Source organism: Pseudomonas sp. ADAK2 TE3594, from assembly GCF_053628675.1.
Genome location: NZ_JBRJGV010000001.1, coordinates 2,137,048 through 2,163,558 on the forward strand (window position 1 = coordinate 2,137,048; position 26,511 = coordinate 2,163,558).

General features: G+C 60.0%; 21 protein-coding genes. 16 read left to right on the top strand and 5 right to left on the bottom strand.

Annotated elements, in window-relative coordinates; translation table 11 throughout:
• The first annotated feature begins 37 nt into the window (after window positions 1–37).
• Both AB7M22_RS09855 and AB7M22_RS09860 read left to right on the top strand, forming a co-directional pair.
• A complete protein-coding gene (locus AB7M22_RS09855; protein WP_008014548.1) occupies window positions 38–2,293 on the top strand; it encodes an Orn/Lys/Arg family decarboxylase in 2,256 nt (751 codons plus the stop codon).
• A gap of 14 nt (window positions 2,294–2,307) precedes the next feature.
• Window positions 2,308–2,922 (top strand): GNAT family N-acetyltransferase, encoded by a 615-nt coding sequence (locus tag AB7M22_RS09860; RefSeq protein WP_008014549.1) that lies wholly within the window; start codon window positions 2,308–2,310, stop codon window positions 2,920–2,922.
• On the opposite strand, the gene AB7M22_RS09865 is transcribed toward AB7M22_RS09860, so the two are convergent.
• Both AB7M22_RS09865 and AB7M22_RS09870 read right to left on the bottom strand, forming a co-directional pair.
• Complete coding sequence (locus AB7M22_RS09865) at window positions 2,888–3,781, bottom strand: LysR family transcriptional regulator (protein WP_454186118.1); 894 nt, start codon at window positions 3,779–3,781, stop codon at window positions 2,888–2,890. The two genes, AB7M22_RS09860 and AB7M22_RS09865, sit on opposite strands and share 35 nt — an antisense overlap.
• Before the next feature lie 88 nt (window positions 3,782–3,869).
• Window positions 3,870–4,106, bottom strand: coding sequence for a hypothetical protein (locus AB7M22_RS09870; protein ID WP_052964268.1), 237 nt, complete (start codon window positions 4,104–4,106; stop codon window positions 3,870–3,872).
• A 184-nt stretch (window positions 4,107–4,290) separates the two neighbouring features.
• Here AB7M22_RS09870 and AB7M22_RS09875 point away from each other — a divergent pair, with 184 nt between their 5' ends.
• Window positions 4,291–4,851: an NADPH-dependent FMN reductase gene (locus tag AB7M22_RS09875; protein ID WP_454186119.1), complete on the top strand. Its 561-nt coding sequence runs from the start codon at window positions 4,291–4,293 to the stop codon at window positions 4,849–4,851.
• 145 nt (window positions 4,852–4,996) lie between these two features.
• Here the strand turns inward: AB7M22_RS09875 and AB7M22_RS09880 are convergent, their stop codons facing one another.
• Window positions 4,997–5,947, bottom strand: a complete 951-nt coding sequence (locus AB7M22_RS09880) for a DUF1853 family protein (protein ID WP_454186120.1) — start codon at window positions 5,945–5,947, stop codon at window positions 4,997–4,999.
• A 104-nt stretch (window positions 5,948–6,051) separates the two neighbouring features.
• On the opposite strand from AB7M22_RS09880, the gene AB7M22_RS09885 reads away from it, so the two are divergent.
• The 10 genes from AB7M22_RS09885 to AB7M22_RS09930 all read left to right on the top strand — a co-directional run bounded on the left by AB7M22_RS09885 (window position 6,052) and on the right by AB7M22_RS09930 (window position 19,283).
• Entirely contained in the window at window positions 6,052–6,942 is an 891-nt protein-coding gene (locus AB7M22_RS09885) for an NAD(+) kinase (RefSeq protein WP_007906781.1), read from the top strand.
• Window positions 6,939–7,913, top strand: coding sequence for a metallophosphoesterase (locus tag AB7M22_RS09890; RefSeq protein WP_454188783.1), 975 nt, complete (start codon window positions 6,939–6,941; stop codon window positions 7,911–7,913). The genes AB7M22_RS09885 and AB7M22_RS09890 overlap by 4 nt, the downstream gene beginning before the upstream one ends.
• A 57-nt stretch (window positions 7,914–7,970) precedes the next feature.
• Window positions 7,971–9,320, top strand: a complete 1,350-nt coding sequence (locus tag AB7M22_RS09895; protein ID WP_454186121.1) for an AAA family ATPase — start codon at window positions 7,971–7,973, stop codon at window positions 9,318–9,320.
• Entirely contained in the window at window positions 9,320–9,805 is a 486-nt protein-coding gene (locus AB7M22_RS09900) for a hypothetical protein (protein WP_454186122.1), read from the top strand. The genes AB7M22_RS09895 and AB7M22_RS09900 overlap by 1 nt, the downstream gene beginning before the upstream one ends.
• A 5-nt stretch (window positions 9,806–9,810) precedes the next feature.
• Window positions 9,811–10,728, top strand: a complete 918-nt coding sequence (locus tag AB7M22_RS09905; RefSeq protein WP_454186123.1) for a tetratricopeptide repeat protein — start codon at window positions 9,811–9,813, stop codon at window positions 10,726–10,728.
• Window positions 10,729–10,833: 105 nt separating this feature from the next.
• Window positions 10,834–11,094: a YeaC family protein gene (locus AB7M22_RS09910; protein WP_454186124.1), complete on the top strand. Its 261-nt coding sequence runs from the start codon at window positions 10,834–10,836 to the stop codon at window positions 11,092–11,094.
• Window positions 11,091–11,921 (top strand): DUF2797 domain-containing protein, encoded by an 831-nt coding sequence (locus AB7M22_RS09915; RefSeq protein ID WP_008014560.1) that lies wholly within the window; start codon window positions 11,091–11,093, stop codon window positions 11,919–11,921. Before AB7M22_RS09910 ends, AB7M22_RS09915 begins: the two co-directional genes overlap by 4 nt.
• 10 nt (window positions 11,922–11,931) lie before the next feature.
• Window positions 11,932–14,589, top strand: coding sequence for an aminopeptidase N (gene pepN / locus AB7M22_RS09920; protein ID WP_454186125.1), 2,658 nt, complete (start codon window positions 11,932–11,934; stop codon window positions 14,587–14,589).
• 1,213 nt (window positions 14,590–15,802) lie between these two features.
• Window positions 15,803–16,870, top strand: a complete 1,068-nt coding sequence (locus AB7M22_RS09925) for a WD40/YVTN/BNR-like repeat-containing protein (RefSeq protein ID WP_454186126.1) — start codon at window positions 15,803–15,805, stop codon at window positions 16,868–16,870.
• A gap of 28 nt (window positions 16,871–16,898) precedes the next feature.
• Window positions 16,899–19,283: an efflux RND transporter permease subunit gene (locus tag AB7M22_RS09930; RefSeq protein WP_007901145.1), complete on the top strand. Its 2,385-nt coding sequence runs from the start codon at window positions 16,899–16,901 to the stop codon at window positions 19,281–19,283.
• Window positions 19,284–19,457: 174 nt separating this feature from the next.
• Here the strand turns inward: AB7M22_RS09930 and AB7M22_RS09935 are convergent, their stop codons facing one another.
• Together AB7M22_RS09935 and AB7M22_RS09940 are read right to left on the bottom strand one after the other, a co-directional pair.
• Entirely contained in the window at window positions 19,458–20,177 is a 720-nt protein-coding gene (locus AB7M22_RS09935) for a FadR/GntR family transcriptional regulator (protein ID WP_032835696.1), read from the bottom strand.
• 205 nt (window positions 20,178–20,382) lie between these two features.
• The gene (locus AB7M22_RS09940) at window positions 20,383–22,119 is read right to left on the bottom strand and encodes an IlvD/Edd family dehydratase (protein ID WP_007901147.1); all 1,737 of its coding nucleotides are present in this window, start codon (window positions 22,117–22,119) and stop codon (window positions 20,383–20,385) included.
• Between the two features lie 193 nt (window positions 22,120–22,312).
• Here AB7M22_RS09940 and AB7M22_RS09945 point away from each other — a divergent pair, with 193 nt between their 5' ends.
• The 3 genes from AB7M22_RS09945 to AB7M22_RS09955 all read left to right on the top strand — a co-directional run bounded on the left by AB7M22_RS09945 (window position 22,313) and on the right by AB7M22_RS09955 (window position 26,377).
• Window positions 22,313–23,635, top strand: a complete 1,323-nt coding sequence (locus AB7M22_RS09945) for an MFS transporter (protein WP_454186127.1) — start codon at window positions 22,313–22,315, stop codon at window positions 23,633–23,635.
• 158 nt (window positions 23,636–23,793) lie between these two features.
• Window positions 23,794–24,786: an AraD1 family protein gene (araD1, locus tag AB7M22_RS09950; RefSeq protein ID WP_454186128.1), complete on the top strand. Its 993-nt coding sequence runs from the start codon at window positions 23,794–23,796 to the stop codon at window positions 24,784–24,786.
• 10 nt (window positions 24,787–24,796) lie between these two features.
• Window positions 24,797–26,377: an aldehyde dehydrogenase (NADP(+)) gene (locus AB7M22_RS09955; RefSeq protein WP_454186129.1), complete on the top strand. Its 1,581-nt coding sequence runs from the start codon at window positions 24,797–24,799 to the stop codon at window positions 26,375–26,377.
• The last annotated feature ends 134 nt before the right edge of the window (window positions 26,378–26,511 follow it).

Genomic DNA, 26,511 nt, shown 5'->3' on the forward strand with positions numbered 1-26,511 from the left:
GCAGGCCATGGTCTGCCGCCTCAGGACACCGAGCCCCATGTATAAAGATTTGAAATTCCCGGTCCTGATCGTCCACCGCGACATCAAAGCCGACACCGTTGCCGGTGATCGTGTGCGTGGCATCGCCCGGGAACTGGAGCAGGAAGGCTTCAGCATCGTCTCGGCGGTCGATTACAACGAAGGGCGTCTGGTCGCCTCGACTCATCACGGCCTCTCTTGCATGTTGATTGCCGCCGAAGACGCCAGCACCCATGCTCATCTTCTACATAACATGGCCGAACTGATCCGCCTGGCACGGGTTCGGGCGCCGGATCTGCCGATCTTTGCCCTGGGCGAGCAGGTGACCCTGGAAAATGCCCCGGCCGATGCCATGGCGGAGCTCAATCAGCTGCGCGGCATTCTTTATTTGTTCGAAGACACCGTGCCCTTCCTCGCCCGTCAGGTTGCCCGCGCGGCGCGCAAATATCTGGACGGTCTGTTACCGCCGTTCTTCAAGGCGCTGGTGCAGCACACCGCCGACTCCAATTATTCCTGGCACACGCCCGGCCATGGCGGTGGCGTGGCGTATCACAAGAGCCCGGTGGGGCAGGCGTTTCACCAGTTTTTCGGGGAAAACACCCTGCGTTCGGATTTGTCAGTGTCGGTACCGGAACTCGGTTCGCTGCTCGATCACACCGGCCCGCTGGCCGAGGCGGAAGCGCGCGCGGCGCGCAATTTCGGCGCCGATCACACCTTTTTCGTGATCAATGGCACCTCGACCGCCAACAAGATCGTCTGGCATTCCATGGTGGCTCGCGATGACCTGGTGCTGGTGGATCGCAATTGCCACAAGTCGGTGCTGCACTCGATCATCATGACCGGTGCGATTCCGCTGTACCTGTGCCCGGAGCGCAATGAGCTGGGGATCATCGGCCCGATTCCGCTCAGTGAGTTCAGCCGTGAATCGATCCAGGCCAAGATTGATGCGAGCCCGCTGACCCAGGGCCGCGAACCCAAGGTCAAGTTGGCGGTGGTGACCAACTCGACTTACGACGGCCTGTGTTACAACGCCGAGCTGATCAAGCAGAGCCTGGGCAATAGCGTCGAAGTGCTGCATTTCGACGAGGCGTGGTACGCCTACGCGGCGTTCCACGAGTTCTTCGCCGGCCGTTACGGCATGGGCACTTCCCGCAGCGAAGACAGCCCGTTGGTGTTCACTACGCACTCCACGCACAAATTGCTGGCGGCGTTCAGCCAGGCGTCGATGATTCACGTTCAGGACGGCGGTGCGCGGCAGTTGGATCGCGACCGTTTCAACGAAGCATTCATGATGCACATCTCGACCTCGCCGCAGTACAGCATCATCGCCTCGCTGGACGTGGCGTCGGCGATGATGGAAGGGCCGGCCGGTCGTTCGCTGTTGCAGGAAATGTTCGACGAGGCCCTGAGTTTTCGCCGGGCCCTGGCCAATCTGCGCCAGCATATCGCCGCCGATGACTGGTGGTTTTCCATCTGGCAACCACCCTCGGCCGAAGATATCGAGCAGGTGGTCACCGAAGACTGGTTGCTGCAACCCGACGCCGATTGGCACGGCTTTGGCGGCGTGACCGACGACTACGTGCTGCTCGATCCGATCAAGGTCACGCTGGTGATGCCGGGTTTGACGGCGGGCGGTGCCCTGAGTGCGCGGGGGATTCCGGCGGCGGTGGTCAGCAAGTTCCTCTGGGAACGTGGGCTGGTCGTGGAAAAGACCGGGCTGTATTCGTTCCTGGTGCTGTTCTCCATGGGCATCACCAAGGGCAAATGGAGCACGCTGCTGACCGAGCTACTGGAGTTCAAGCGCAGTTACGACGCCAATGTCAGCCTGGCCACCTGCCTGCCGTGCGTGGCGCAACACAATGTTGCCCGTTATCAAGGCATGGGTTTGCGCGATCTGTGTGATCAATTGCACGCCTGTTATCGCAGCAACGCCACGGCCAAACACCTCAAGCGCATGTACACCGTATTGCCGGAAGTCGCGATGAAGCCGGCGGACGCCTATGATCAATTGGTACGCGGGGAGGTTGAGGCTGTTTCGATCGATGCTCTGGACGGGCGGATCGCAGCGGTGATGCTGGTGCCATACCCGCCGGGGATCCCGTTGATCATGCCCGGCGAGCGGTTCACCGAGTCGACCCGTTCGATCATCGATTACTTGAAGTTTGCCCGTACGTTCGACAGTAGCTTCCCCGGGTTTGTCGCCGATGTGCATGGCTTGCAACACGAAGACGAGGGCAATGGACGGCACTACACCGTCGATTGCATCAAGGAATGAGGACCTTTGCGACTATGCAACCCGTCATGAATCCCAAATACCCAGGCCTCTCGGTGCGTGTCGCCGATGAGGGTTTTGCGGCTTATATCTGGGGCAGTGATTTCAGTTTTGAAGTCGCCGCCTATGGTGCCGCGCAAATCGGTAAGCCGGTGGCGCAGTGGCCGGTGACGCCAATCACCCCGTATCGCAAGTGTTACGGCATCGATCCCGAGGAATTCAGCAGTTTTCGCGATGCCGCTGACAGCGCGATTTTCATGGCCTACCTGGATGACGAACCGGTGGGGCACTTGGTGGTCAGCACCAACTGGAACGGTTTCGCCCATATCGATGAATTGGCGGTGCATGCACCGGCGCGCCGTCATGGCGTGGCCAAGGCGCTGCTGGACGTGGCGCAGTTCTGGAGTCGCAAGAAGAAGCTGCCCGGCATCATGCTGGAAACCCAGAACAACAATCTGGGGGCCTGCCGACTCTATGAGCGTTGCGGTTACACGGTCGGCGGGATCGATCATCTGCGCTACCGCGGAATCGATCCGAACACCGCCGAAGTGGCGTTGTTCTGGTATCGCCTGTTCGATAATCAGCTGGAAAACCCGCTCAGCTCGCCAGCATCGCCACGGCTTGTTCCGTGATGATGTCCAGCAATGCCTGAGCGGCCGGTGATGGCTCGGCGCTCTTCAGGCTCAAGGCATACACGCTGATCGGTACGGCAGGCGCCAGCGGGCAGGCATCGAGCCCGGCCGATTTGGCGCCGAGGGCGGTAAACGGGTCGACGATCGCCAGGCCTTCGCCGGCCTCGACCATGCTGCGCATCATCTGATGAGTCTGGACCCGGGTCTGGATGACCGGGGCAGGGCGCAGCGCATGCAGCTTGTTGTCCAGTGCCGGGCTTAACGGATCGTGACCTTCCAGGCCGACCATCGACTGGCCGGCCAGGTCTTGCAGCGAGATGTACTTCTGTTTCGGTTGCAGCCAGCCATGGGGCGCCAGCAACTGGAGCTTGCCTTGAGCGATGACCTGGCAATGGATGTCGGCGTGGTCCGGGTCATGCAGGCTCAGGCCCAGATCGCTTTCACGCAGCAGCAGGCTTCTGACAATCTCGCGGGTCGGCTGGCTCAGGAGGGTGCAAGGTGCGTCGGGGAGGCGCCGGCGCAGGGCCGCGATGCTGTGGGGCAACAGTTGTTGCGCCAAAGGTGGGGTGCAGATGATTCGCAGGGGTGGGGCCAAATATTGCTTGAGACTGCTGGCCAGGCGCTGGACCGGTTCGAGGGCTTCGTAGACGTGGGCGATCTCGACCTGCAGCTCCCGCGCCTCGCGCGTGGCTTGCAGGCGACCACGCACGCTGGCAAACAGCATGAAACCCAACTGATCCTCGGCGTCACGCAGGGTGCGTTCAACCTCGGCCACCGGTAGCTGCAGCCATTCGGCGGCGGTGCCCAGGTGACCGGTCTGCAGGAGCGCCTGAATCACTTCGATATGACGTAAACGCATGCGTGAAGTCCATGTTCAGCAGGTGAGGGAGTCAGTGACTGAATCCTAACTCAAGTGCGCGCATATGACTTCTGCTCATAACAGCGGGTTATGAAGCGACGTTCGTTTCAGGTTCGCGAGTGAGGGTGACACCTGATTGCACCAGCACAAATTCGTTGTCGTCGAGTTTGTTGAGCCGGTCGCCAATGGCCAGTTTGTAGGTGGTGACAGGCACCGAGCCGGCGAGGCCGTCGTGCGACGGGGTGGATTCCTGGAACTCATGCACGGAATAAACGCGGCCTTCCGCGTCTCTTGCATGGAACTGACCGACGAGTACTGCTGCCATCTGCTTAGAACCTCTGGAGATAAATCACTCAATTTGCGGTTCTGTAGACCGTGGTTGGGCGAGGTAAGTTTTCCTACAGGAAAAAAATAGTCAGGGGCGGCGTTTTTCCGTCGCCCACTGGTTGAATCGTCATTTGATCATCTATAACTAGAAGCTCTTCCCATCGGACAGTCGAGAATCTTCCATGAGCAACGTCTACGAGATCGCCGTTCTGGTCGGCAGCCTGAGAAAAGCGTCGATCAACCGCAAGGTCGCGCTGGCGCTGGCCGAACTGGCGCCCGCCAATCTTAAGCTGAATATCGTCGAAATCGGCGATTTGCCGCTCTACAACGAAGACATCGATGGCGAGTCACCGCCGGCAGCCTACAGCACTTTCCGACAACAAGTGAGCTCATCCGACGCGGTGCTGTTCGTGACCCCGGAATATAACCGTTCGGTGCCGGCGCCATTGAAGAATGCGATCGACGTGGGGTCGCGCCCCTACGGCAAGAGCGCCTGGAGCGGCAAGGCGGGTGCGGTGATCAGCGTTTCACCAGGCGCCGTCGGCGGATTTGGCGCCAACCACAACGTGCGCCAGTCCATGGTGTTTCTCAATGTGCCGTGCATGCAGCAACCGGAAGCCTACCTGGGTGGCGCTGGTTCAGCGTTCGACGAGGCAGGCAAGCTGTCGGAGTCGGTCAGGCCGTTTCTGCAAAAATTCATCGATGGGTATGCGCTGTGGGTTGAGCAGCATAAAAAGCAATGACCGTCCCCATCTAGACCGCGTTGGGTCCATTCGCGGGCAAGCCTCGCTCCTACAGGTTTTGTGTTGATTACAAAAATTGTGAACGACACTTAACCGTAGGAGCGAGGCTTGCCCGCGAAAAGGCCAGTCCAGTCATCACAAAAACTCAACCATTACCCGGCACATTCGGCCAAAGATCGGACACCAGAAACAGCCGCTCGGCTTCTTCCCAATCCCCATTCGTATTTTCTGTCAGCCGCACCATCAATTGCGCCGGTGCCAGCGGGTCCAGATCGCTCAGCCATGCACTCAGCTGTTCAGCGCTCCAGGTCTGCTCTTCGGGATAGTGCGCCGGTGCCAGCCAGGCATGGCGGGGCAGGGGTTGCCAGCGACCGAACGGGCGCTGCACGACAAAATCTGTCCAGTCCTTCTGATGCAGCCAGCTACCGCGCAAATGTTGAGGGTGCGCGCCGCTCGGTGACTCGGACTGCCCGGGCCACGGATAGAGCAGATAGCCGCCCAGCCATAGATGTGCACTGAACTGCTGGATATCCAGCGACGCCAGCACTGCACGGCTTTCCGCTCGCGCGGAAATCGGTAATTGATGCTGGCTCAGGTGCTTCAGTTTACGGTCGAGCCGATCATGACAACCCGGTCCGAGCCACTGCGCGGCGTCATGGCCGTCACCGTTCTGTGGCCCAAGATAGAGCTTGATCGCCAGTTCCAGGTGATGCACGCCATCGCGATCACGCAGCAGCATGTCCAGCTCACCCAGGGTGTGGCCTTCACGGCGGATCGGCATGTTGGCGGCAATCAGTTCGATGCCCGGCGCGTGTCGCACGGCGTATTGCCACAGCCGCTCGTAGTACAGACCCAGCCGCCGGGTCCTGGCCTGGGCCAGCCAGTGCAGCAGGTCGTAACTGTCGCGATCCAGTTGCCTGAGCCAGTGTTCCAGGCACTCCGGTGCCTGCACCCAGTCGCTGCCCGCCAGCGGATGACGCTGCGGCCACGGGGTGACGCTGAGCATCGGCGGCGCGAGGATGACCCAAGCCAGGTCGCGCACTTCAGGGTGGCGCAACTGGTGAGGTAACTGGAGCAAATCTGGAAATAGGATCATCTTGCGAGCATAGCCTCTTCACTCGTGGCTGAAAGGGTTTTGTCTACGCCGCGCTTTCGCCCATAATCGTGTTTTTCGCCGCCGCAGACCCTCGCAGGAGCCCCATGGAGCAATTTCGTAATATCGGCATCATCGGTCGCCTGGGCAGTTCTCAGGTGCTGGATACCGTCCGCCGACTGAAACGGTTTCTGCTCGATCGTCACCTGCACGTGATCCTCGAAGACACCATCGCCGAAGTCCTGCCGGGTCATGGCCTGCAAACTTCGTCACGCAAGATGCTCGGTGAAGTGTGTGACATGGTGATTGTGGTCGGTGGTGACGGCAGCCTGCTGGGCGCCGCCCGGGCGCTGGCCCGACACAATATTCCGGTGCTCGGCATCAACCGTGGCAGCCTGGGGTTCCTGACCGATATTCGCCCCGATGAGCTGGAAGTCAAAGTCGCCGAAGTGCTCGACGGCCACTATCTGGTGGAAAACCGCTTCCTGCTGCAGGCCGAAGTTCGGCGCCATGCGGAGGCCATCGGCCAGGGCGATGCGTTGAACGACGTAGTGCTGCACCCCGGTAAATCGACGCGGATGATCGAGTTCGAGTTGTACATCGACGGCCAGTTCGTCTGCAGCCAGAAGGCCGACGGCCTGATCGTCGCCACGCCGACCGGTTCGACCGCCTACGCGCTGTCGGCGGGTGGCCCGATCATGCACCCCAAGCTCGACGCTATTGTGATTGTGCCGATGTACCCCCATACCTTGTCAGGCAGGCCGATCGTGGTCGATGGCAACAGTGAGCTGAAAATCGTCGTGTCCAAAGATATGCAGATTTACCCGCAAGTTTCCTGTGACGGGCAGAATCATTTCACCTGCGCGCCCGGTGACACCATCACCATCAGCAAGAAAGCGCAGAAACTGCGGCTGATTCATCCGCTGGACCACAACTACTATGAAGTCTGCCGGACCAAGCTCGGCTGGGGCAGCAAGTTGGGTGGTGGAGGCGACTGATGCTCGATCCCGCGCGTAGCTACGACCTGATCGGTGACGTGCACGGTTGCGCTCTGACCCTTGAGCACTTGCTCGACCGGCTCGGTTACCACAAACAGGCTGGCGTCTGGCGGCATCCGTCGCGCATGGCGGTGTTTCTCGGCGACATCATCGACCGCGGCCCACGGATTCGCGAGGCGCTGCACATCGTCCACGACATGGTCGAGGCCGGTCAGGCGCTGTGCATCATGGGCAACCATGAATTCAACGCCCTCGGCTGGAGCACGCCGGCGCTGCCGGGTAGTGGCCAGCAGTTCGTGCGTGAACATACGCCGCGCCACGCGCGCCTGCTCAAGGAAACCCTGACCCAGTTCGAAGACCATCCCGCGGAATGGCATGACTTCCTGCAATGGTTTTATAAGCTGCCTTTGTTCGTCGATGCCGGGCGATTCCGCGTGGTGCATGCCTGCTGGGATGCCGGCCTGATCGAGCCGTTGCGCGGGTTGTTCCCCGACGGTTGCATCGATGAGCACTTCCTCCAGGCCTCCGCGGTGCCGGGTAGTTTTGCCTGCACCGTGTTCGATCGCCTATTGCGCGGCACCGACATGCGCTTGCCCCACGGGTTGACCATGACCAGCGGCGACGGTCTGACGCGCTCGTTTTTCCGCACCAAGTTCTGGGAAGACGACCCGCAAACCTACGGAGACATCGTGTTCCAGCCCGACGCCTTGCCTGAGCCTGTGGCCCGCACGCCGCTGTCGTCCAGCGAAAAAGACAACTTGCTGCGTTACGGTGTCGATGAACCGCTGTTGTTCGTCGGTCACTACTGGCGCAGCGGCAAACCGGCGCCGATCCGTCCGAACCTGGCCTGCCTGGATTACAGCGCGGTGCTCTACGGCAAACTGGTCGCTTATCGTCTGGATCAGGAAACCCGTCTCGACCCGCATAAATTTGTCTGGATCGATGTCGAGCGGCCGGAGATATTGGCATGAGCCTGGGCCACACCTTCTGTTTTTTCAATCAGCAACTGGCTGTCACAAGGATTCTCCATGGATGACTCGACTCTGGACCAACTGGAAGCTGCGTTGCTCGCTTCGCCCGGGAACGTCGCGCTGATCACATTGTTACTCAAGGCTTGTCTTGAGCGCGGCGATTACGAGCGGGGGCTGAAGTTGCTTCCCGACGAGATGGGCCTACTGACGGACGCCGAGGCACTGAAGCCGCTTGCGGCACAACTGTACTTGGCGGCTGGTCAGGCGCAGAAAGCCTTGGATCTGAGCACTGGCGATGATCCAGGCTCGCAACTCCTGCGGGCCCGGGCACTGGCAGACCTCAATCGACTCAAGGACGCGCAGGTGGAATACCGCGCGGCTATCAGCGCCAATCCTTCGCTTGAAGACATGGCGCTGTGGCGTCGACTCAGCGTGTCGGTGGTGGATTTCCCCGCTGCTGAAGGGCGCCCACGGTTGCGGGTCATCTCCAACGATGACACCGACCAGACCGAAGTGCGCCGACTGCTGGTGCCGGACGAAGAGGCGGTGACCTTTGATGACATTGGTGGTCTGGACGAGCTGAAAAAAACCATCCACAAAAAGATCATCCTGCCGTATCAAAAGCCGGGCCTGTTCGAGCGCTTTCGTAAACGCGTTGGCGGCGGGGTCTTGTTGTACGGTCCGCCGGGCTGCGGCAAGACCTTGTTGGCCAGGGCCACTGCCGGCGAGTGCAAGGCCAAGTTTTTCAACGTAGCGATCTCCGACGTACTGGACATGTACATCGGTGAGTCCGAGCGCAAACTGCACGCTTTGTTCGAACAGGCGCGAGCCCAGGCGCCCGCGGTAATGTTTTTTGATGAGGTCGAAGCGCTAGGAGGCAAACGCTCCAATACCCGCGAGTCCACCTCGTCAAAACTGGTCAGCCAGTTCCTTTCGGAAATGGATGGCTTTACCCATGACAACCACGGAGTGCTGATCCTCGCGGCGACGAACGTGCCATGGTCGGTGGATTCAGCGTTTCGTCGTCCGGGTCGGTTTGATCGGGTGCTATTCGTGCCGCCGCCGGACCGTGTCGCCCGGGAAAACATGCTGCAGTTGATGGTCAAGGGGCGGCCGCTGGCCGACGACATTGACTTCGGTTTCCTGGCAAAAAATACCTCGGGATTCTCCGGGGCTGATCTCAGCGAACTGGTGGAAACTGCAGCCGATGAAGCCATTGAAGAGTCGATCAGCAACGGTGCCGAACAGCCGATCTGCGACCGGCACTTCAAGCAGGCATTGAAAGAGGTGCGTGCCACCACGCTGGAGTGGCTGACCACGGCGCGCAATTACGCGCGTTATGCCAACGAGGGCAATCAGTACGATGAAGTGCTGGCCTTCCTCGACAAGCATGGCAAGGGGCGTTGATGGCTACTCAAAGTGTCTACCGGATTGAGGATGAGCCGCGCCCCGGTGCCTTGGCCAGATTTGCAGTGTCGCCATTCTGGCCATTGCTGGGCCTGATGATGGGGGGACTATGGCTGGGTTTGCCGTGGTTTGTGCTGAACTCGATTGCCGTCGGCAGTCCCAATCGTGTGAAAGAATGGATCTGGGTTGCCGTCGGTGCCGTGGGCAGTCTGATCATCGGCCTGGTCCTGATCAATCTGGTTGAAGCGGGTTATCTCGCCAATCAAAGCCGGATCCAGTACGCCCTGTTGGTGCTGGTGGTGTGGAAGTTGTCGATCGGCTACGTGCTGTTCAATCTGCAGAACGCCACCATTGAGTTGTATCAATACTACGGCGGGGTACTCAACCGGTTCGCGCCATTGGTAGCCCTGGGGGGCGCCTTCGTCTTGAAGGGCTTTGTGATCAAATTGGTGCCAGCCACCCTTTGGTATCTGGTGATGAGCTGATGAACATGTCCTATCTACTCGAAGTGGCTTACCAGCGTTTGAACACCGGCCACAATGAAGGTGCTATCGACAGCTTGCGGCAATTGCTCGCTGATGACCCGGAGTGTGCCGAGGCTCACGGACTGCTCGCTCTGTGTCTGTTGAACATGCGCCGTCTTCACGCCGCGCGTCACGAAGCGCACCTGGCGCTGGCGGCAGATCCATTGCTGCCATTGGCGCATTACGCGGCGGCGTTGGTAGACATGGCTTCCCGTCAGTTCAAGAGCGCCGAACAGCACCTGGTGCAGTTGCTTGACATGGAGCCCATGGAACCCCGGTATTACCGCAGCCTGGCCGATCTTTATCGATTGACCGACCGCTCGAGCCAAAGCTTGCCACTGCTGGAAAAGGCCTTGGAGTTGCAGCCGGATGAGGCGGCCAACCTGGTGGCCATGGCCGAGTATCACCGGGCGTGCGGTCAATGGGAGCAAGCGCAGGCTTTTGCCCGCCAGGCCCTACAGGCCGACCCGGGTCACACCGCGGCCGTTGTGGTGCTGGGTCATCTGTTATTGCGTCAGGGCGATATCAATGGCGCTCGGGAGCACGCGATCTGGGCCCTGCAAGAAAACGCCAACGATGTTGCGGCGCTGGGACTGCTGACAGCGGTCAAAGCACGCAGCAATCTGTTCATGGGGGGGTGGTGGCGATTCAACAGTTGGCTGACCGAGCGCGGAACCACCCGTGGCATCGTCCTGTTGCTGGCGATGTTCGTGGTCTACCGGGTCACCGTGATCACCGTCAGTAGCCAGGGCTATTCGGGGGCCGCCGAGATCATTGATTGGCTATGGCTGGGTTTTGCCCTCTACACCTTCACGGCGCCACAGATTTTCAGGCGCCTGATGGAAAAAGAGTTGACCCAGGTAAAGCTTTCCAGGGAGTTCTAGGCCGGCAGGCTTCACGCCTGTCGATCTGCCGTTGACCTGATGCCCGGCAGTGCACCGCGCCATCACCACCGTTAAACTAGCGACATTCATTGGAGAGTGTTCAGCATGTCGTCTTTCGTTGAAATGATCAAAAACATCACCCCGGATATCTACCAGAGCCTGAAACTGGCGGTGGAAATCGGCAAATGGTCCGACGGTGGCAAACTCACCGCCGAGCAGCGCGAACTGTCCCTGCAAGCGATGATCGCCTGGGAAATCCAGAACCTGCCGGAGGAAGAGCGCACCGGCTACATGGGCCCGCAGGAGTGCTCGTCGAAGTCGATCGAAGTGCCAAACATCCTGTTCAAATCGGATGCCATCCATTGATCGAGATTGGCCGCGGTGCAATCAGCAAAATGTCGGCGCGCCTTGACGGGCCGAACGTGCAGTACGCTTTTCGTCTGGGCGACGCCGAGGTACCGGTCAATCCGTTGATCGGCACCACGGTGCGCCTGGAATACCTGGGGGCGATCCACTGCACCCATTGCGGACGCAAAACCAAAACCAGCTTCAGCCAGGGTTACTGCTACCCGTGCATGACCAAACTGGCGCAGTGCGACATCTGCATCATGAGCCCGGAACGTTGCCACTACGACGCCGGCACCTGCCGCGAGCCTGCGTGGGGCGAAAAATTCTGCATGACTGACCATGTGGTTTACCTGGCCAACTCGTCAGGGATCAAGGTCGGGATTACCCGCGCCACCCAGCTGCCAACCCGTTGGCTCGATCAGGGCGCCAGCCAGGCCTTGCCGATCATGCGCGTCGCGACCCGTCAGCAGTCCGGTTTCGTCGAAGACCTGTTCCGCAGCCAGGTCGCCGACAAGACCAATTGGCGTGCTTTACTCAAGGGCGATGCCGTATCTGTGGACCTGGCGCAGGTTCGCGATCAGCTATTCGAGAGCTGTGCGCAAGGTTTGCAAAATTTGCAGGAACGATTTGGCCTACAAGCAATCCAGACAATTACCGATGTAGAACCTCTGGAAATCCGCTATCCGATCGAGCAATACCCAGCCAAGATTGTCAGCTTCAACCTGGACAAGAACCCGATTGCCGAAGGCACGCTGCTGGGGATCAAGGGCCAGTACCTGATTTTCGACACCGGCGTGATCAATATTCGTAAATACACGGCCTACCAGCTCGCCGTGCATCAGTAAGGACTCCAGTATGCGCACCGAACAACCGAAGATGATCTACCTGAAGGACTATCAGGCGCCCGAGTACCTGATCGACGAGACGCACCTGACCTTCGAGTTGTTCGAGGACCACAGCCTGGTCCATGCGCAACTGGTGATGCGCCGCAATCCTGAACGTGGCCCGGGCCTGCCGCCGCTGGTGCTGGATGGCCAGCAACTCGATCTGTTGTCGGTGACGTTGGCCGATCGCGAACTGAGCGCCGCCGACTACCAACTGACCGAGAATCACCTGACCCTGCACCCGGCCAGTACAAGCTTCACGGTCGACACCAGCGTCCGGATTCACCCGGAAACCAACACGGCCCTGGAAGGCCTGTACAAATCCGGCACGATGTTCTGCACCCAGTGCGAAGCCGAGGGTTTCCGCAAGATCACCTATTACCTCGACCGCCCGGACGTGATGAGCACGTTCACCACCACGGTGGTTGCCGAACAGCACAGCTATCCGGTTCTGCTGTCCAACGGCAACCCGATTGCCTCGGGTCCCGGCGAAGACGGCCGGCACTGGGCTACCTGGGAAGACCCTTTCAAGAAGCCTGCCTACCTGTTCGCGCTGGTGGCCGGTGACCTGTGGTGCGTCGAAGACACCTTCACCACCATGACCGAGCGCTCCGTGGCGCTGCGCATCTATGTCGAGCCGGAAAACATCGACAAGTGCCAGCACGCGATGAACAGCCTGAAGAAGTCGATGCGTTGGGACGAAGAGGTCTACGGTCGTGAGTACGACCTGGACATCTTCATGATCGTCGCGGTCAACGACTTCAACATGGGCGCCATGGAAAACAAGGGCCTCAACATCTTCAACTCCAGCGCCGTGCTGGCCCGCGCCGAAACCGCCACCGACGCTGCACACCAGCGGGTCGAAGCGATCGTTGCCCACGAATATTTCCACAACTGGTCGGGCAACCGCGTGACCTGCCGCGACTGGTTCCAGCTGTCGCTCAAGGAAGGCTTCACCGTGTTCCGGGATTCGGAGTTCTCGGCCGACATGAACTCGGCCACGGTCAAACGCATCCAGGATGTGGCGTACCTGCGTACCCATCAGTTCGCCGAAGACGCCGGCCCGATGGCCCACGCCGTGCGCCCGGACAGCTTCATCGAGATTTCCAACTTCTACACCCTGACCGTGTACGAAAAGGGTTCGGAAGTGGTTGGCATGATCCACACCTTGCTGGGTGCCGAAGGCTTCCGCAAAGGCAGCGACCTTTATTTCGAACGCCATGACGGCCAGGCCGTGACCTGCGACGACTTCATCAAGGCCATGGAAGACGCCAACGGCGTTGACCTGACTCAATTCAAACGCTGGTACAGCCAGGCCGGCACGCCTCGTTTGGCGGTGAGCGAGTCCTACGACGCAGCGGCAAAAACCTACAGCCTGACCTTCCGCCAGAGCTGCCCGGAAACCCCGGACAAGGTGGAAAAACTGCCGTTCGTGATTCCGGTGGAACTGGGCCTGCTGGACAGCAAGGGCGGTGAAATTGCCTTGCGTCTTGCCGGTGAAGCCAGTGCTCAAGGCACATCGCGGGTTATTTCGGTGACTGAAGCCGAGCAAACCTTCACCTTCGTCGACATTGCGCAAAAGCCGCTGCCTTCATTGCTGCGCGGCTTCTCGGCACCGGTGAAACTGAGCTTCCCGTACAACCGTGATCAGCTGATGTTCCTGATGCAGCACGACAGCGACGGCTTCAACCGCTGGGATGCCGGTCAGCAATTGTCGGTGCAGGTGCTGCAAGAGTTGATCGAGCAGCAACAGAAGGGTGAAGCGCTGGTACTGGATCAGCGTTTGGTTGCAGCGCTGCGTACCGTGCTGTCCGACGAGACGCTGGATCAGGCCATGGTCGCCGAAATGCTTTCGCTGCCGGGCGAGGCGTATCTGACCGAGATCAGTGAAGTGGCTGATGTAGACGCCATTCATACGGCTCGCGAGTTTGCCCGTAAGCAATTGGCTGAAGGCTTGTTCGAGGCATTGTGGCTGCGTTATCAGGCCAATCGCGATCTCTCGAAGAAAACGCCGTATGTGGCCGAGGCCGAGCATTTTGCCCGTCGCGCGCTGCAAAACATTGCGCTGTCGTACCTGATGCTCAGCGGCAAGCCGGAAGTGTTGGCGGCAACCCTTGAACAATTCGACACCAGCGACAACATGACCGAGCGTCTGACGGCGTTGGCGGTGTTGGTCAATTCGCCATTCGAAGAGCAGAAAGCCACGGCGTTGGCGAGCTTCGCCGAGCACTTCAAGGACAATCCGCTGGTCATGGATCAGTGGTTCAGCGTCCAGGCCGGCAGCACGTTGCCGGGCGGTCTGGAGCGGGTCAAAGCCTTGATGCAACACCCGGCGTTCACGATCAAGAACCCGAACAAGGTGCGGGCACTGATCGGCGCGTTTGCCGGGCAGAACCTGATCAACTTCCACGCGGCCGACGGTTCCGGGTATCGGTTCCTGGCGGATCTGGTGATCGAGTTGAACGGGTTTAACCCGCAGATCGCCTCTCGCCAACTGGCGCCGCTGACTCGGTGGCGCAAATACGACGAGGCTCGTCAGGCGTTGATGAAAGGTGAGCTGGAGCGGATTCGCGCTTCGGGGCAACTGTCCAGCGATGTGTTTGAAGTGGTCAGCAAAAGCCTGGCTTGAGTTTGGTCTTGCTCCTTCGGGGTCCACTCGGACCCCTGTGGGAGCGGGCTTGCTCGCGAAGGCGGCCTGATAGCCGACCTGTCTCTTGCGGATGTATACCGATCAAATTGTGGGAGCTGGCTTGTCGGGTTGCCGCATCGCTGCGATGGCGGCCTGATAGCCGACCGGGATTTTTGATGGTGTACATATCCGTTGCTGCGGTAACGGCAGCTTATGGTTTCGCCCTTACGGCGAGTCCCTTTTGGCAAACGCCCCAAAAGGAACCAAAAGGTCTCGCCCCAAGCGTCCGGCCCCTCGCTGAGGCTCGGCGTTCCTTCGCTTCGGTATCCATCTGGGGGCATCGCCCTACGGTTGGCTTCGCTTCAACCTACATGCGATGGGTTCGACTGCGTCGAACGGCGCTGCGCGCCAATCCCCAGATGAACACCTCCACTCAGCCTCCCGAAGGGGCGGGTAGATCAAGATCAAGTTCAAGATCCAAAGCCGAAGCAACAGCAGGATCAACAGCTTCGCGAGCAGGCTCGCACAGTTGGAGTGGGTACATCCGGGGAAGATTGGTCGGCTGACAGGCCGCCATCGCAGCGATGCGGCAACCCGACAAGTCAGCTCCCACAATGGAGCGGCGTACCACTGCGCTTTTCACCACTAAACAGGCCGAGCGTTAGCTCGCCTGCAGCTTTTGATCTTGACGCACCGCCCCCTCGAGGGCATGCCGAGCCTAAGCGAGGCACCGAACGATAGGGGCAAGAGCGCTTTGGTTACTTTCCGCCGGGCCGCGCAGGCTTTTCGAAAGTGACTCGCTGTAAAAGCGAAACCGCCAGCGGCCGTGACCGCAGAAATGGATATGTACACGATCAAAGACCCCAATTGGCTATCAGGCCGCCTTCGCGGGCAAGCCTCGCTCCTACAAAGGGCAATAACCGTCAACCGGCACTATCGTAGAAACGGATATGTACACCCAAACCCCAAACTCCAATCACCCCTCCGAATACCTCCTCATTCACCCACAACCCATATCCCCTCCAGTTAACAAAACATAACGTGGCGTCGATTGTCAGACCTTTCCAAACCCCGATAGGATAAGCCCAGCTTCCGAAGGGGCTCTGGATTGCGGGTTTCAGGACTATGCTCCTGAATAGGTCAATCCCGATGAGCACCCCTTACGGCGCCCTGAAGGGTTGAACGACCTAACAATAATAATGGGGGAAGGTCTATGAGTGAGCCTGTCATGGGTGTGAGTATTTGCCGCCCGCCGGCGTTACGCAGGTTCGCGTTGCTGGCTACAGCGCTCTCGCTGTTGGGCTGTACCATGCTGTCGGCGCCTGCGCTGGCCGCTGCCGCGTCGGCCACCGATGTGGTTTATTCCGTTGAATCCGCCAAGGCCAGCAAAGGCCTGATGCTCGATGTCGTTCACGCCGGTAAACGCCTGGTGGCGGTTGGCGATCGCGGGCACATTCTGTATTCCGATGACCAGGGCGTGACCTGGACCCAGGCCAAGGTGCCGACCCGGCAACTGCTGACGGCAGTGTTTTTTGTCGATGACAAACACGGCTGGGCCGTTGGCCATGACGCGCAGATCCTCGCCAGCGAAGACGGCGGCATCACCTGGACCAAACAATTCGAAGACCTGAAACGCGAATCGCCGCTGCTCGACGTCTGGTTCAAGGACCTTAACAGCGGCTTTGCCGTGGGCGCTTACGGTGCCTTGCTGGAAACCACCGACGGCGGTAAAAACTGGGAAAACGTCAGCGATCGCCTCGACAACGAAGACCAGTTCCACCTCAACGCCATTGCCGCGGTCAAGGATTCCGGCATTTTTATCGTCGGTGAACAAGGCAGCATGTTCCGCTCCGTCGATGATGGGCAGACCTGGGAAAAGCTTGAGGGCCCCTACGAAGGCTCGCTGTTCGGAGTGATCGGCACTGCGCAACCGGCCACGCTGCTGGCCTACGGGTTGCGCGGCAATCTGTACCGTTCCACGGATTTCGGCAGCACCTGGGAGCAGGTCGAGCTCAAGGCTGCACGCGGTGCACTGGAGTTCGGCCTTTCTGGCGCCACGCTGCTCGATGACGGTTCCATCGTGATCGTCGGCAACGGCGGCAGCATTATTCGCAGCAGCGACGACGGCGAAACCTTCAGTGTGTTCAACCGCCCGGATCGCATTTCCGTTTCGGCGGTGACTGCGGCAGGTAACGGCAATCTGATTCTGGCCGGACAGGGTGGCGTTCGCGTCACTTCGCCCACCGGCGCAGAGAATGGAAAAAACGGGTCGTCCAAATGAGCCGGGCAAATAATAAGAAGGCGGGTCTATGACATCCTTAAGCACTCCTCATCAGGACAAGGCGACGTTTCTTGAACGCCTGATCTTCAACAACCGCCCGGCAGTCATCGTCATCTGCCTGCTGGTCAGTGTTTTCCTGTTCTGGCAGGCAACGCTGATCCGGCCGTCCACCAGTTTCGAAAAAATGATCCCGCTCGAGCATCCGTTCATTGAAAAAATGATGGAGCACCGCAACGATCTGGCGAACCTGGGCAACACGGTGCGGATTTCCGTGGAAGCCACCGACGGCGACATCTTCTCCAAGGAGTACATGGAGACCCTGCGCCAGATCAACGACGAGGTGTTCTACATCTCCGGCGTAGACCGTTCCGGCCTCAAGTCGCTGTGGAGCCCGAGCGTGCGCTGGACCGAGGTGACGGAGGAGGGCTTCGCCGGTGGTGAAGTGATTCCCCAGAGCTATAACGGCTCCCAGCAAAGCCTCGACCTGCTGCGCAACAACGTACTCAAGTCCGGGCAAGTCGGGCGGCTGGTGGCCAACGACTTCAAGTCGAGCATCGTCGACATCCCGCTGCTGGAGTCCTACCCGGACCCGCAGGACCAGGGCAAGTTGCTGGCGCTGGACTACCGCAAGTTCTCTCACGAACTCGAAGACAAGATCCGCAACAAGTTCGAAGCCCAAAACCCCAACGTGAAGATCCACATTGTCGGGTTCGCCAAGAAAGTCGGCGACCTGATCGATGGGCTGGTCATGGTGGTGATGTTCTTCGGCGTCGCCTTCGTCATTACCCTGATCCTGCTGTACTGGTTCACCAACTGCATGCGCAGCACCGTGGCGGTATTGAGCACGACGCTGGTGGCGGTGGTCTGGCAGCTAGGCCTGATGCACTTCTTCGGCTTCGGGCTTGACCCCTACTCGATGCTGGTGCCGTTTCTGATCTTCGCCATCGGGATTTCCCATGGCGTGCAGAAAATCAACGGTATCGCCTTGCAGTCCAGCGAGGCGGAGAACGCGCTGACTGCGGCACGCCGCACTTTTCGTCAGCTGTTCCTGCCGGGGATGATCGCGATCCTCGCGGATGCGGTGGGCTTCATCACGCTGCTGATCATCGACATTGGCGTGATTCGTGAACTGGCCATCGGCGCGTCCATCGGCGTGGCGGTGATCGTGTTCACCAACCTGATCCTGCTGCCGGTAGCGATTTCCTACGTGGGTATCAGCAAGCGCGCCGTCGAACGCAGCAAGAAAGACGCGCACCGCGAACACCCGTTCTGGCGCCTGCTGTCGAACTTTGCCAGCCCCAAAGTCGCCCCGATTTCCATTGCCCTGGCGCTGATCGCTTTCGGTGGCGGCCTCTGGTACAGCCAGAACCTGAAGATCGGCGACCTCGACCAGGGCGCGCCGGAACTGCGTCCGGACTCGCGTTACAACAAGGACAACAGCTTCATCATCAACAATTACTCCACCAGTTCCGACGTATTGGTGGTGATGGTCAAGACCAAGTCCGAAGGTTGCTCGCGTTATGAGGCCATGGCGCCGATCGACGAGCTGATGTGGAAGATGCAGAACACCGAGGGCGTGCAGTCGGCGATCTCGCTGGTGACCGTGTCCAAGCAGATGATCAAGGGCATGAACGAGGGCAACCTGAAATGGGAAACCCTGTCGCGCAACCCGGACGTGCTGAACAACTCCATCGCCCGTGCCGATGGCCTGTACAACAACAATTGCTCCCTGGCGCCGGTGCTGGTGTTCCTCAACGACCACAAGGCCGAAACTCTGGACCGCGCGGTGCATGCGGTGCAGGACTTCGCCAAAGAGAACAACAAGGAAGGCCTGGAATTCATCCTCGCCGCCGGTAATGCCGGGATCGAAGCGGCCACCAACGAGGTGATCAAACGCTCCGAACTGACCATTCTGGTGCTGGTGTACATCTGCGTCGCGACCATGTGCATGATCACCTTCCGTTCCTGGGCGGCGACCTTGTGCATCGTGCTGCCGCTGGTACTGACCTCGGTTCTCGGCAACGCGTTGATGGCGTTCATGGGCATTGGCGTGAAAGTGGCGACCTTGCCGGTAGTGGCGCTCGGGGTGGGGATTGGCGTGGACTACGGGATCTACATCTACAGCCGTCTGGAAAGCTTCCTGCGTGCTGGCCTGCCGTTGCAAGAGGCGTACTACCAGACGCTGAAGTCTACCGGTAAAGCCGTGCTGTTCACCGGTCTGTGCCTGGCGATCGGCGTGTGCACCTGGATCTTCTCGGCGATCAAGTTCCAGGCCGACATGGGCCTGATGCTGACCTTCATGCTGCTCTGGAACATGTTCGGCGCGTTGTGGCTGCTGCCAGCGCTGGCTCGGTTCCTGATCAAACCGGAGAAACTGGCAGGGCAGAAGGGCAACTCGCTGTTCGCTCACTGAGCCCTGGCAGAAACAGAAAAGCCGCAACCTTGGTTGCGGCTTTTTTACACCTGAAATTCATACCAGTCCCTGTGGGAGCGGGCTTGCCCGCGATGACGGCTTAACATTCAACGTTTGTATCGACTGACACTCCGCAATCGCGGGCAAGCCTGCTCCCACAGGGTTTAGTGGTGGTTATGAGGGATCAGTGCCCAACACCACATTCAAAGCACTACGCGCATCATCCAGCTGCACCAGCGTCGCATGTCGCGCGCCCAGCGCATCGCGATTCTCGATGGCGGTCAGGATCGCCTTGTGCCGTGGCATCGCCAATTCATGCAGATTCGGCCGTTGGTTGGAGTGCTTCAACGCTTCGGCAATCGCCACCGACAACATGTTGCACAGGTTCGCCAGCAAGTCATTGTGGGTCGCGTCGGCGATGCGGCTGTGGAAATCCAGATCCGGTTGCAACAACGCTTCCGGGGTCGGTGCAGCTTCCATGCGTTGGTAGGCTTCACCGATGGAGGCGATGTCTTCATCCGTGGCGAACTGCGCAGCCAATGCGGCGGCGGCCGGCTCGATGATGCTGCGCACGCTGGTCAGCAGATCGAAGAATTCATTTTGCGGGCTGCTTTGCATCAGCCAGTGCAGCACGTCCGGGTCGAGCATGTGCCATTCCTTGCGCTGCTTGACCACCGTACCGACCCGCGGACGGGAATACACCAGGCCCTTGGCGACCAATACGCGAGTGGCTTCGCGCAGCACCGGCCGGCTGACCGCGTATTCCTCGCATAGCAGGGCTTCGGCGGGCAGTTTGTCGTCAGGTTTGAACCGTCCCGAGACGATCTGCATGCCCAATTCCTGGACGATGCGCGAGTGCATGCTTTTGCGGTCGGAGGGTTTGCGGTAATCCATGGGGAACGGCGCGATCCTGTGCGATGGGGTGCTGCGCATGATAGCAGGCGCGGCGAGGACGGTCGCCAGAGCAAGCACAGTCCTGGAGCAGATGGGGATTAAATGTGGGAGCGGGCTTGCCCGCGATGGGGCCATCACATTCAACATTGATGGCGACTGATCCACCGCTATCGCGGGCAAGCCCGCTCCCACAGGGGGGTGGTGATTAGTGAGAATGACGCGGCACCTCGGCCCCACGGCAACCGACCAGGAAGTCAAAGTCGCAACCCTGATCCGCCTGCAGCACATGGTCGATGTACAGCTGACGATAACCGCCCACGATTAACTGTTGCGGTGGTTGCAGATCCGCCATGCGCGCTGCCAGTTCGGCGTCCGGGATGTCGAGATGCAAACGCCCGTTGGCGCAATCTAGCTCGATCCAGTCACCTTCCTTCACTGTCGCCAAAGGCCCACCAGCCGCCGCTTCCGGTGCCACATGCAGAACAACAGTGCCATACGCCGTGCCGCTCATGCGTGCGTCGGAAATCCGCACCATGTCGGTCACACCCTGGGCCAGCAGCTTGGCCGGCAAGCCCATGTTGCCGACTTCGGCCATGCCCGGATAACCCTTTGGTCCACAGTTTTTCATCACCAGAATCGAATTGGCATCCACATCCAGTTCAGGATCGTTGATCCGCGCCTTGTACATGTCGAAGTTCTCGAACACCACCGCACGGCCACGGTGTTGCATCAATTCGGCACTCGCGGCGGAGGGTTTGAGCACTGCGCCGAGTGGTGCCAGGTTGCCGCGCAACACACAGATGCCGCCGTCGGCGCGGATCGGGTTGTCGAGGGTGCGGATCACTTCGTCCTGACCGTAAATCGGCGCGTCCTTGGTGTTCTCGCCGATGGTTTTGCCGTTGACGGTAAGGGCGTTCGGGTTAGGGATCAGGTTGGCTTCGCCGAGGCGGCGCAGCACGGCGGGCAAGCCGCCGGCGTAGTAGAACTCTTCCATCAGGAAGCGCCCGGAGGGTTGCAGGTCGACAATGGTCGGCATGCCGCGACCGATGCGGGTCCAGTCATCCAGGTCCAGCTCGACGCCGATGCGCCCGGCGATGGCTTTCAAGTGGATCACCGCGTTGGTCGAACCGCCGATGGCGGCGTTCACCCGGATGGCGTTTTCGAAGGCTTCCTTAGTGAGGATTTTCGACAGTTTCAAGTCTTCTCGAACCATCTCCACCGCGCGCATGCCCGACATGTGCGCCAACACATAACGGCGTGCATCGACCGCCGGAATCGCCGCGTTGTGGGGCAGGGAAGTGCCGAGTGCTTCGGCCATGCAGGCCATGGTCGAGGCCGTGCCCATGGTGTTGCAGGTACCGGCCGAGCGCGACATGCCGCCCTCGGCCGCGAGGAAATCATCGAGGGTGATGGTGCCAGCCTTGACCTGTTCGCTGAGCTGCCAGACCACCGTGCCCGAGCCGATGTCCTGGCCCTTGTGCTTGCCGTTGAGCATTGGCCCGCCAGTCACGACGATCGCCGGCACGTCGCAACTGGCCGCACCCATCAGCAGCGCCGGGGTGGTTTTGTCGCAGCCGGTGAGCAACACCACGCCATCGATCGGGTTGCCGCGAATCGCTTCCTCGACGTCCATGCTCGCCAGGTTGCGGGTAAGCATGGCAGTGGGGCGCAGGTTCGATTCGCCGTTGGAGAACACTGGGAATTCCACTGGAAAGCCGCCGGCTTCGATCACCCCGCGCTTGACGTGCTCCGCAATCTGGCGGAAATGCGCGTTGCACGGGGTCAGTTCCGACCAGGTGTTGCAGATGCCGATGATCGGCTTGCCGTGGAACTGATGGTCGGCGATGCCCTGATTCTTCATCCAGCTGCGGTACATGAAGCCGTTCTTGTCGGCGGTGCCAAACCATTGGGCGGAGCGCAGGGTGGGTTTCTTATCAGACATGATCGGTTCTCTTATTGTATGACTATATTGTTCGAGCTACGGCGTAACATAAGCGCAATTTCGGCTGTTTGGAAGTGTTGTTGGTTAAATAGTATTACTATATAGTCGGTTTCGACGGAGGGATGGCCCTGGCGATTTTCTGCGAGAGGCGGCCCCCGAGGTTCTATAACAACAACAATCGGAGACCGAACTCATGAGCCAGGAATTGCGGCTTATTCGTCGCATCACGCTGAAACTGATTCCCTTCCTGATCCTGCTGTACCTGATCGCCTATGTGGATCGCTCCGCGGTCGGTTTCGCCAAGCTGCACATGGGCGCCGACATTGGCCTGGGTGACGCGGCTTACGGCCTTGGCGCCGGGCTGTTCTTCATTGGCTATTTCCTGCTGGAAATCCCCAGCAACTTGATGCTCGATCGCTTCGGCGCAAGGCGCTGGTTTGCGCGGATCATGGTCACTTGGGGTGCCATCACCATCGGCATGGCGTTCGTCCAGGGACCGAACAGTTTCTATGTGATGCGCTTTCTGCTCGGCGCGGCCGAAGCCGGGTTCTTCCCGGGCGTTCTGTACTACATCACCCAATGGTTCCCGATCCGCCATCGCGGCAAGATCCTCGGGTTGTTCATCCTTTCCCAACCCATCGCGATGATGATCACCGGCCCGGTGTCCGGCGGCTTGCTGGGCATGGACGGCATTCTTGGGCTGCACGGTTGGCAGTGGCTGTTCATCGTCATCGGCACACCCGCGATCCTCCTGACCTGGCCAGTGCTGCGTTACCTGCCGGACGGTCCGCAACAGGTGAAATGGATGGACCAGTCTGAGAAAGACTGGCTGACCGGCGAGCTGAAAAAGGACCTGGAGGTGTACGGCCAGACCCGCCACGGCAATCCGCTGCATGCGCTGAAGGACAAGCGCGTGTTGCTGCTGGCGCTGTTCTATCTGCCGGTGACCCTGAGCATCTACGGTCTCGGTTTGTGGTTGCCGACGTTGATCAAGCAGTTCGGTGGCACTGACCTGGTGACCGGGTTCGTGTCATCAGTGCCGTACATCTTCGGGATCATCGGTTTGCTGATCATCCCGCGCAGTTCCGATCGCTTGAATGATCGCTACGGTCATTTGGCGGTGCTGTATGTGTTGGGCGCCATCGGCCTGTTCCTCAGTGCCTGGCTGACAGTGCCGGTGCTGCAATTGGCGGCGTTGTGCCTGGTGGCGTTTGCGCTGTTTTCCTGCACAGCGGTGTTCTGGACTTTGCCGGGTCGCTTCTTCGCCGGCGCCAGTGCGGCGGCGGGGATCGCGTTGATCAACTCGGTGGGCAACCTCGGCGGCTACATTGGCCCGTTCGTGATCGGTGCGCTGAAGGAATACACCGGCAATCTGGCGTCAGGGTTGTACTTCCTGTCCTGCGTGATGGTGTTCGGCCTGGTCCTGACGGGTGTGGTTTATCGCTTGCTGGAGCGTAAGCATGTGCTGCCGGCCGACCAGTTCGCCGCCAGCGCCCGGGGCGCTACCCGCACCTGACACGAAATAGGCGATCACTACCGATCCTGTGGGAGCGGGCTTGCCCGCGATAGCAATCTACCTGACGCATCAATGGTGAATTTGCCGCCGTCATCGCGGGCAAGCCCGCTCCCACAGGGTTTTCGGTGTTTTGAAGAATTGTTTTACAGGAGAAAATCATGCGTTTAGTTCAGTTCGAATTGAGTAACGGCGAACGCCGTGTCGGCGTGGTCGAGGACGGCCTGGTGCGCGAAGTGCAGGATGCGCGCTCGGTGCGGGATCTGGCGCTGGCGGCGATCGAGGCGGGCGTCAATCTTCAGCAACAGGTTCAAACCCTGGGGTTGGGCATCAGCCATGACTATTCAGCGCTACTGGCCAATCTGCAAATCCTGCCGCCGCTGGATCACCGGGACCCGGCGCACATGCTGGTCAGCGGCACTGGCCTGACCCATCTGGGCAGCGCTTCGGCCCGGGACAAAATGCATCAGCAGGTCGGCGACGAAACCGCCATGACCGACACCATGCGTATTTTCAAGTGGGGCGTGGAGGGCGGTAAACCCGCGACCGGCCAGGCCGGCGTGCAACCTGAGTGGTTCTACAAGGGCGACGGCAGCATCGTTGTGCGACCGGGCCAACCGTTCCCGCTGCCGCCGTTTGCCGAAGATGCCGGGGAGGAGCCTGAACTCAGCGGCCTCTATGTGATCGGCCACGACGGCAAACCCTATCGCCTCGGTTTTGCCGTGGGCAACGAGTTCTCCGATCACGTGATGGAGCGCAAGAACTACCTCTACCTGGCCCACTCGAAACTGCGCAGTTGCAGCTATGGCCCGGAGCTTCGGGTCGGTGAATTGCCTCAGCATCTGGCCGGCACCAGTCGCATCCTGCGTGACGGCGAGGTGCTGTGGCAGAACGAGTTCCTCAGTGGCGAAGCGAACATGTGCCACAGCCTGGAAAACCTCGAGTATCACCATTTCAAATACAGCCAGTTCTTGCGCCCCGGAGACGTGCACATTCACTTCTTCGGCACCGCGACCCTGTCCTTCGCCGATGGCATTCGCACCCAACCGGGTGACGTGTTCGAGATCAGTCAGGCCGAGTTCGGCGCACCCTTGATCAACGGCATTGAACCCGTTGAAGCAGCGTTCGAACCCGGCACCGTCGGCACACTTTAAGGAGACACCCATGACCCGGATTCTTGGTCACAACTACATTGGCGGTCAGCGCAGCGCTGCTGGCGCGGTCAAACTGCAGAGCGCCGATGCCAGCACTGGCGAGGCCTTGCCCCATGATTTCTATCAAGCCACCCCTGAAGAAGTCGCCGCCGCGGCGAAGGCCGCCGCCGCTGCTTACCCGGCCTATCGCAGCCTGAGCGCCGAACGACGTGCGCAATTCCTTGATGCGATTGCCGATGAACTGGACGCGTTGGGCGATGACTTTGTCGCTGTGGTCTGCCGCGAAACCGCGTTGCCGGCCGGCCGTATTCAGGGTGAGCGTGGTCGCACCAGCGGCCAGATGCGCCTGTTCGCCAAGGTGTTGCGGCGTGGTGATTTCTATGGGGCGCGGATTGATCGTGCGCTGCCTGAACGTACGCCATTGCCGCGTCCGGATCTGCGTCAGTACCGCATCGGCCTGGGGCCGGTCGCCGTGTTTGGCGCGAGTAACTTTCCGCTGGCCTTTTCCACGGCTGGCGGCGATACCGCTTCGGCATTGGCCGCCGGTTGCCCGGTGGTGTTCAAGGCCCACAGTGGCCACATGGCAACCGCTGAATGGGTGGCCGACGCCGTGATCCGTGCCGCCGAGAAAACCGCCATGCCGGCCGGTGTGTTCAACATGATCTACGGCGGCGGGGTGGGTGAAGCGCTGGTCAAGCACCCGGCAATTCAGGCGGTCGGTTTTACCGGTTCACTGAAAGGTGGTCGTGCGCTGTGCGACATGGCTGCGGCACGTGCGCAGCCGATTCCGGTGTTCGCCGAGATGTCGAGCATCAACCCGGTGATCGTGCTGCCTCAAGCGCTGGAAGCTCGTGCTGAAAACGTCGCCCGTGACCTCACGGCTTCGGTGGTTCAGGGTTGTGGTCAGTTCTGTACCAATCCGGGGTTGGTGATCGGCATTCGTTCGCCGCAGTTCAGTGGGTTCGTGCAGCAAGTGGCAGGACTGATTGGCGATCAACCGGCGCAAACCATGCTCAACGCCGGCACGTTGAGCAGTTACGGCAAAGGCCTGCAGAAGCTTCTCGCGCATCCGAAAATCGAGCACTTGGCCGGCAGCCCGCAACAAGGCAATCAGGCGCAGCCGCAACTGTTCAAGGCTGATGTGAGCCTGTTGCTCGATGGCGATGAAGTGCTGCAAGAGGAAGTGTTTGGCCCGACCACGGTGTTCATCGAAGTGGCGGATCAGGCGCAACTCAGTGCCGCGTTGAACGGTTTGCATGGGCAACTGACGGCAACGATCATCGGTGAGCCGGCGGACTTCGAACAATTCGGTGAGTTGACGGCGTTGCTGGAACAGAAAGTCGGGCGGATCCTGCTCAACGGCTATCCGACCGGCGTGGAAGTCTGCGACTCGATGGTTCATGGCGGGCCGTATCCGGCGACATCCGATGCGCGTGGTACGTCGGTGGGCACCCTGGCCATCGACCGTTTCCTGCGCCCGGTGTGCTTCCAGAACTACCCCGACAACTTGCTGCCGGAAGCGCTGAAGAATGGCAATCCGCTGCGAATCCAGCGCCTGGTCGATGGCAAGCCATCGCGCGAAGCGCTCTAACGACTGATCACAATCCCTGTGGGAGCGGGCTTGCCCGCGATAGCGATCAGACAATCACAAAATGTTGGATGTACTGCCGCCATCGCGGGCAAGCCCGCTCCCACAGGTTCGAGCCGAACGATCCTTTTGTGCAT

Excerpts from the sequence above, each read along its gene's own strand:
- AB7M22_RS09855 (WP_008014548.1), top strand. The coding sequence starts at position 38 with ATGTATAAAGATTTGAAATTCCCGGTCCTGATCGTCCACCGCGACATC.
- AB7M22_RS09860 (WP_008014549.1), top strand. The coding sequence starts at position 2,308 with ATGCAACCCGTCATGAATCCCAAATACCCAGGCCTCTCGGTGCGTGTC.
- AB7M22_RS09865 (WP_454186118.1), bottom strand. The coding sequence starts at position 3,781 with ATGCGTTTACGTCATATCGAAGTGATTCAGGCGCTCCTGCAGACCGGT.
- AB7M22_RS09870 (WP_052964268.1), bottom strand. The coding sequence starts at position 4,106 with ATGGCAGCAGTACTCGTCGGTCAGTTCCATGCAAGAGACGCGGAAGGC.
- AB7M22_RS09875 (WP_454186119.1), top strand. The coding sequence starts at position 4,291 with ATGAGCAACGTCTACGAGATCGCCGTTCTGGTCGGCAGCCTGAGAAAA.
- AB7M22_RS09880 (WP_454186120.1), bottom strand. The coding sequence starts at position 5,947 with ATGATCCTATTTCCAGATTTGCTCCAGTTACCTCACCAGTTGCGCCAC.
- AB7M22_RS09885 (WP_007906781.1), top strand. The coding sequence starts at position 6,052 with ATGGAGCAATTTCGTAATATCGGCATCATCGGTCGCCTGGGCAGTTCT.
- AB7M22_RS09895 (WP_454186121.1), top strand. The coding sequence starts at position 7,971 with ATGGATGACTCGACTCTGGACCAACTGGAAGCTGCGTTGCTCGCTTCG.
- AB7M22_RS09900 (WP_454186122.1), top strand. The coding sequence starts at position 9,320 with ATGGCTACTCAAAGTGTCTACCGGATTGAGGATGAGCCGCGCCCCGGT.
- AB7M22_RS09905 (WP_454186123.1), top strand. The coding sequence starts at position 9,811 with ATGTCCTATCTACTCGAAGTGGCTTACCAGCGTTTGAACACCGGCCAC.
- AB7M22_RS09910 (WP_454186124.1), top strand. The coding sequence starts at position 10,834 with ATGTCGTCTTTCGTTGAAATGATCAAAAACATCACCCCGGATATCTAC.
- pepN (WP_454186125.1), top strand. The coding sequence starts at position 11,932 with ATGCGCACCGAACAACCGAAGATGATCTACCTGAAGGACTATCAGGCG.
- AB7M22_RS09925 (WP_454186126.1), top strand. The coding sequence starts at position 15,803 with ATGAGTGAGCCTGTCATGGGTGTGAGTATTTGCCGCCCGCCGGCGTTA.
- AB7M22_RS09930 (WP_007901145.1), top strand. The coding sequence starts at position 16,899 with ATGACATCCTTAAGCACTCCTCATCAGGACAAGGCGACGTTTCTTGAA.
- AB7M22_RS09935 (WP_032835696.1), bottom strand. The coding sequence starts at position 20,177 with ATGGATTACCGCAAACCCTCCGACCGCAAAAGCATGCACTCGCGCATC.
- AB7M22_RS09940 (WP_007901147.1), bottom strand. The coding sequence starts at position 22,119 with ATGTCTGATAAGAAACCCACCCTGCGCTCCGCCCAATGGTTTGGCACC.
- AB7M22_RS09945 (WP_454186127.1), top strand. The coding sequence starts at position 22,313 with ATGAGCCAGGAATTGCGGCTTATTCGTCGCATCACGCTGAAACTGATT.
- araD1 (WP_454186128.1), top strand. The coding sequence starts at position 23,794 with ATGCGTTTAGTTCAGTTCGAATTGAGTAACGGCGAACGCCGTGTCGGC.
- AB7M22_RS09955 (WP_454186129.1), top strand. The coding sequence starts at position 24,797 with ATGACCCGGATTCTTGGTCACAACTACATTGGCGGTCAGCGCAGCGCT.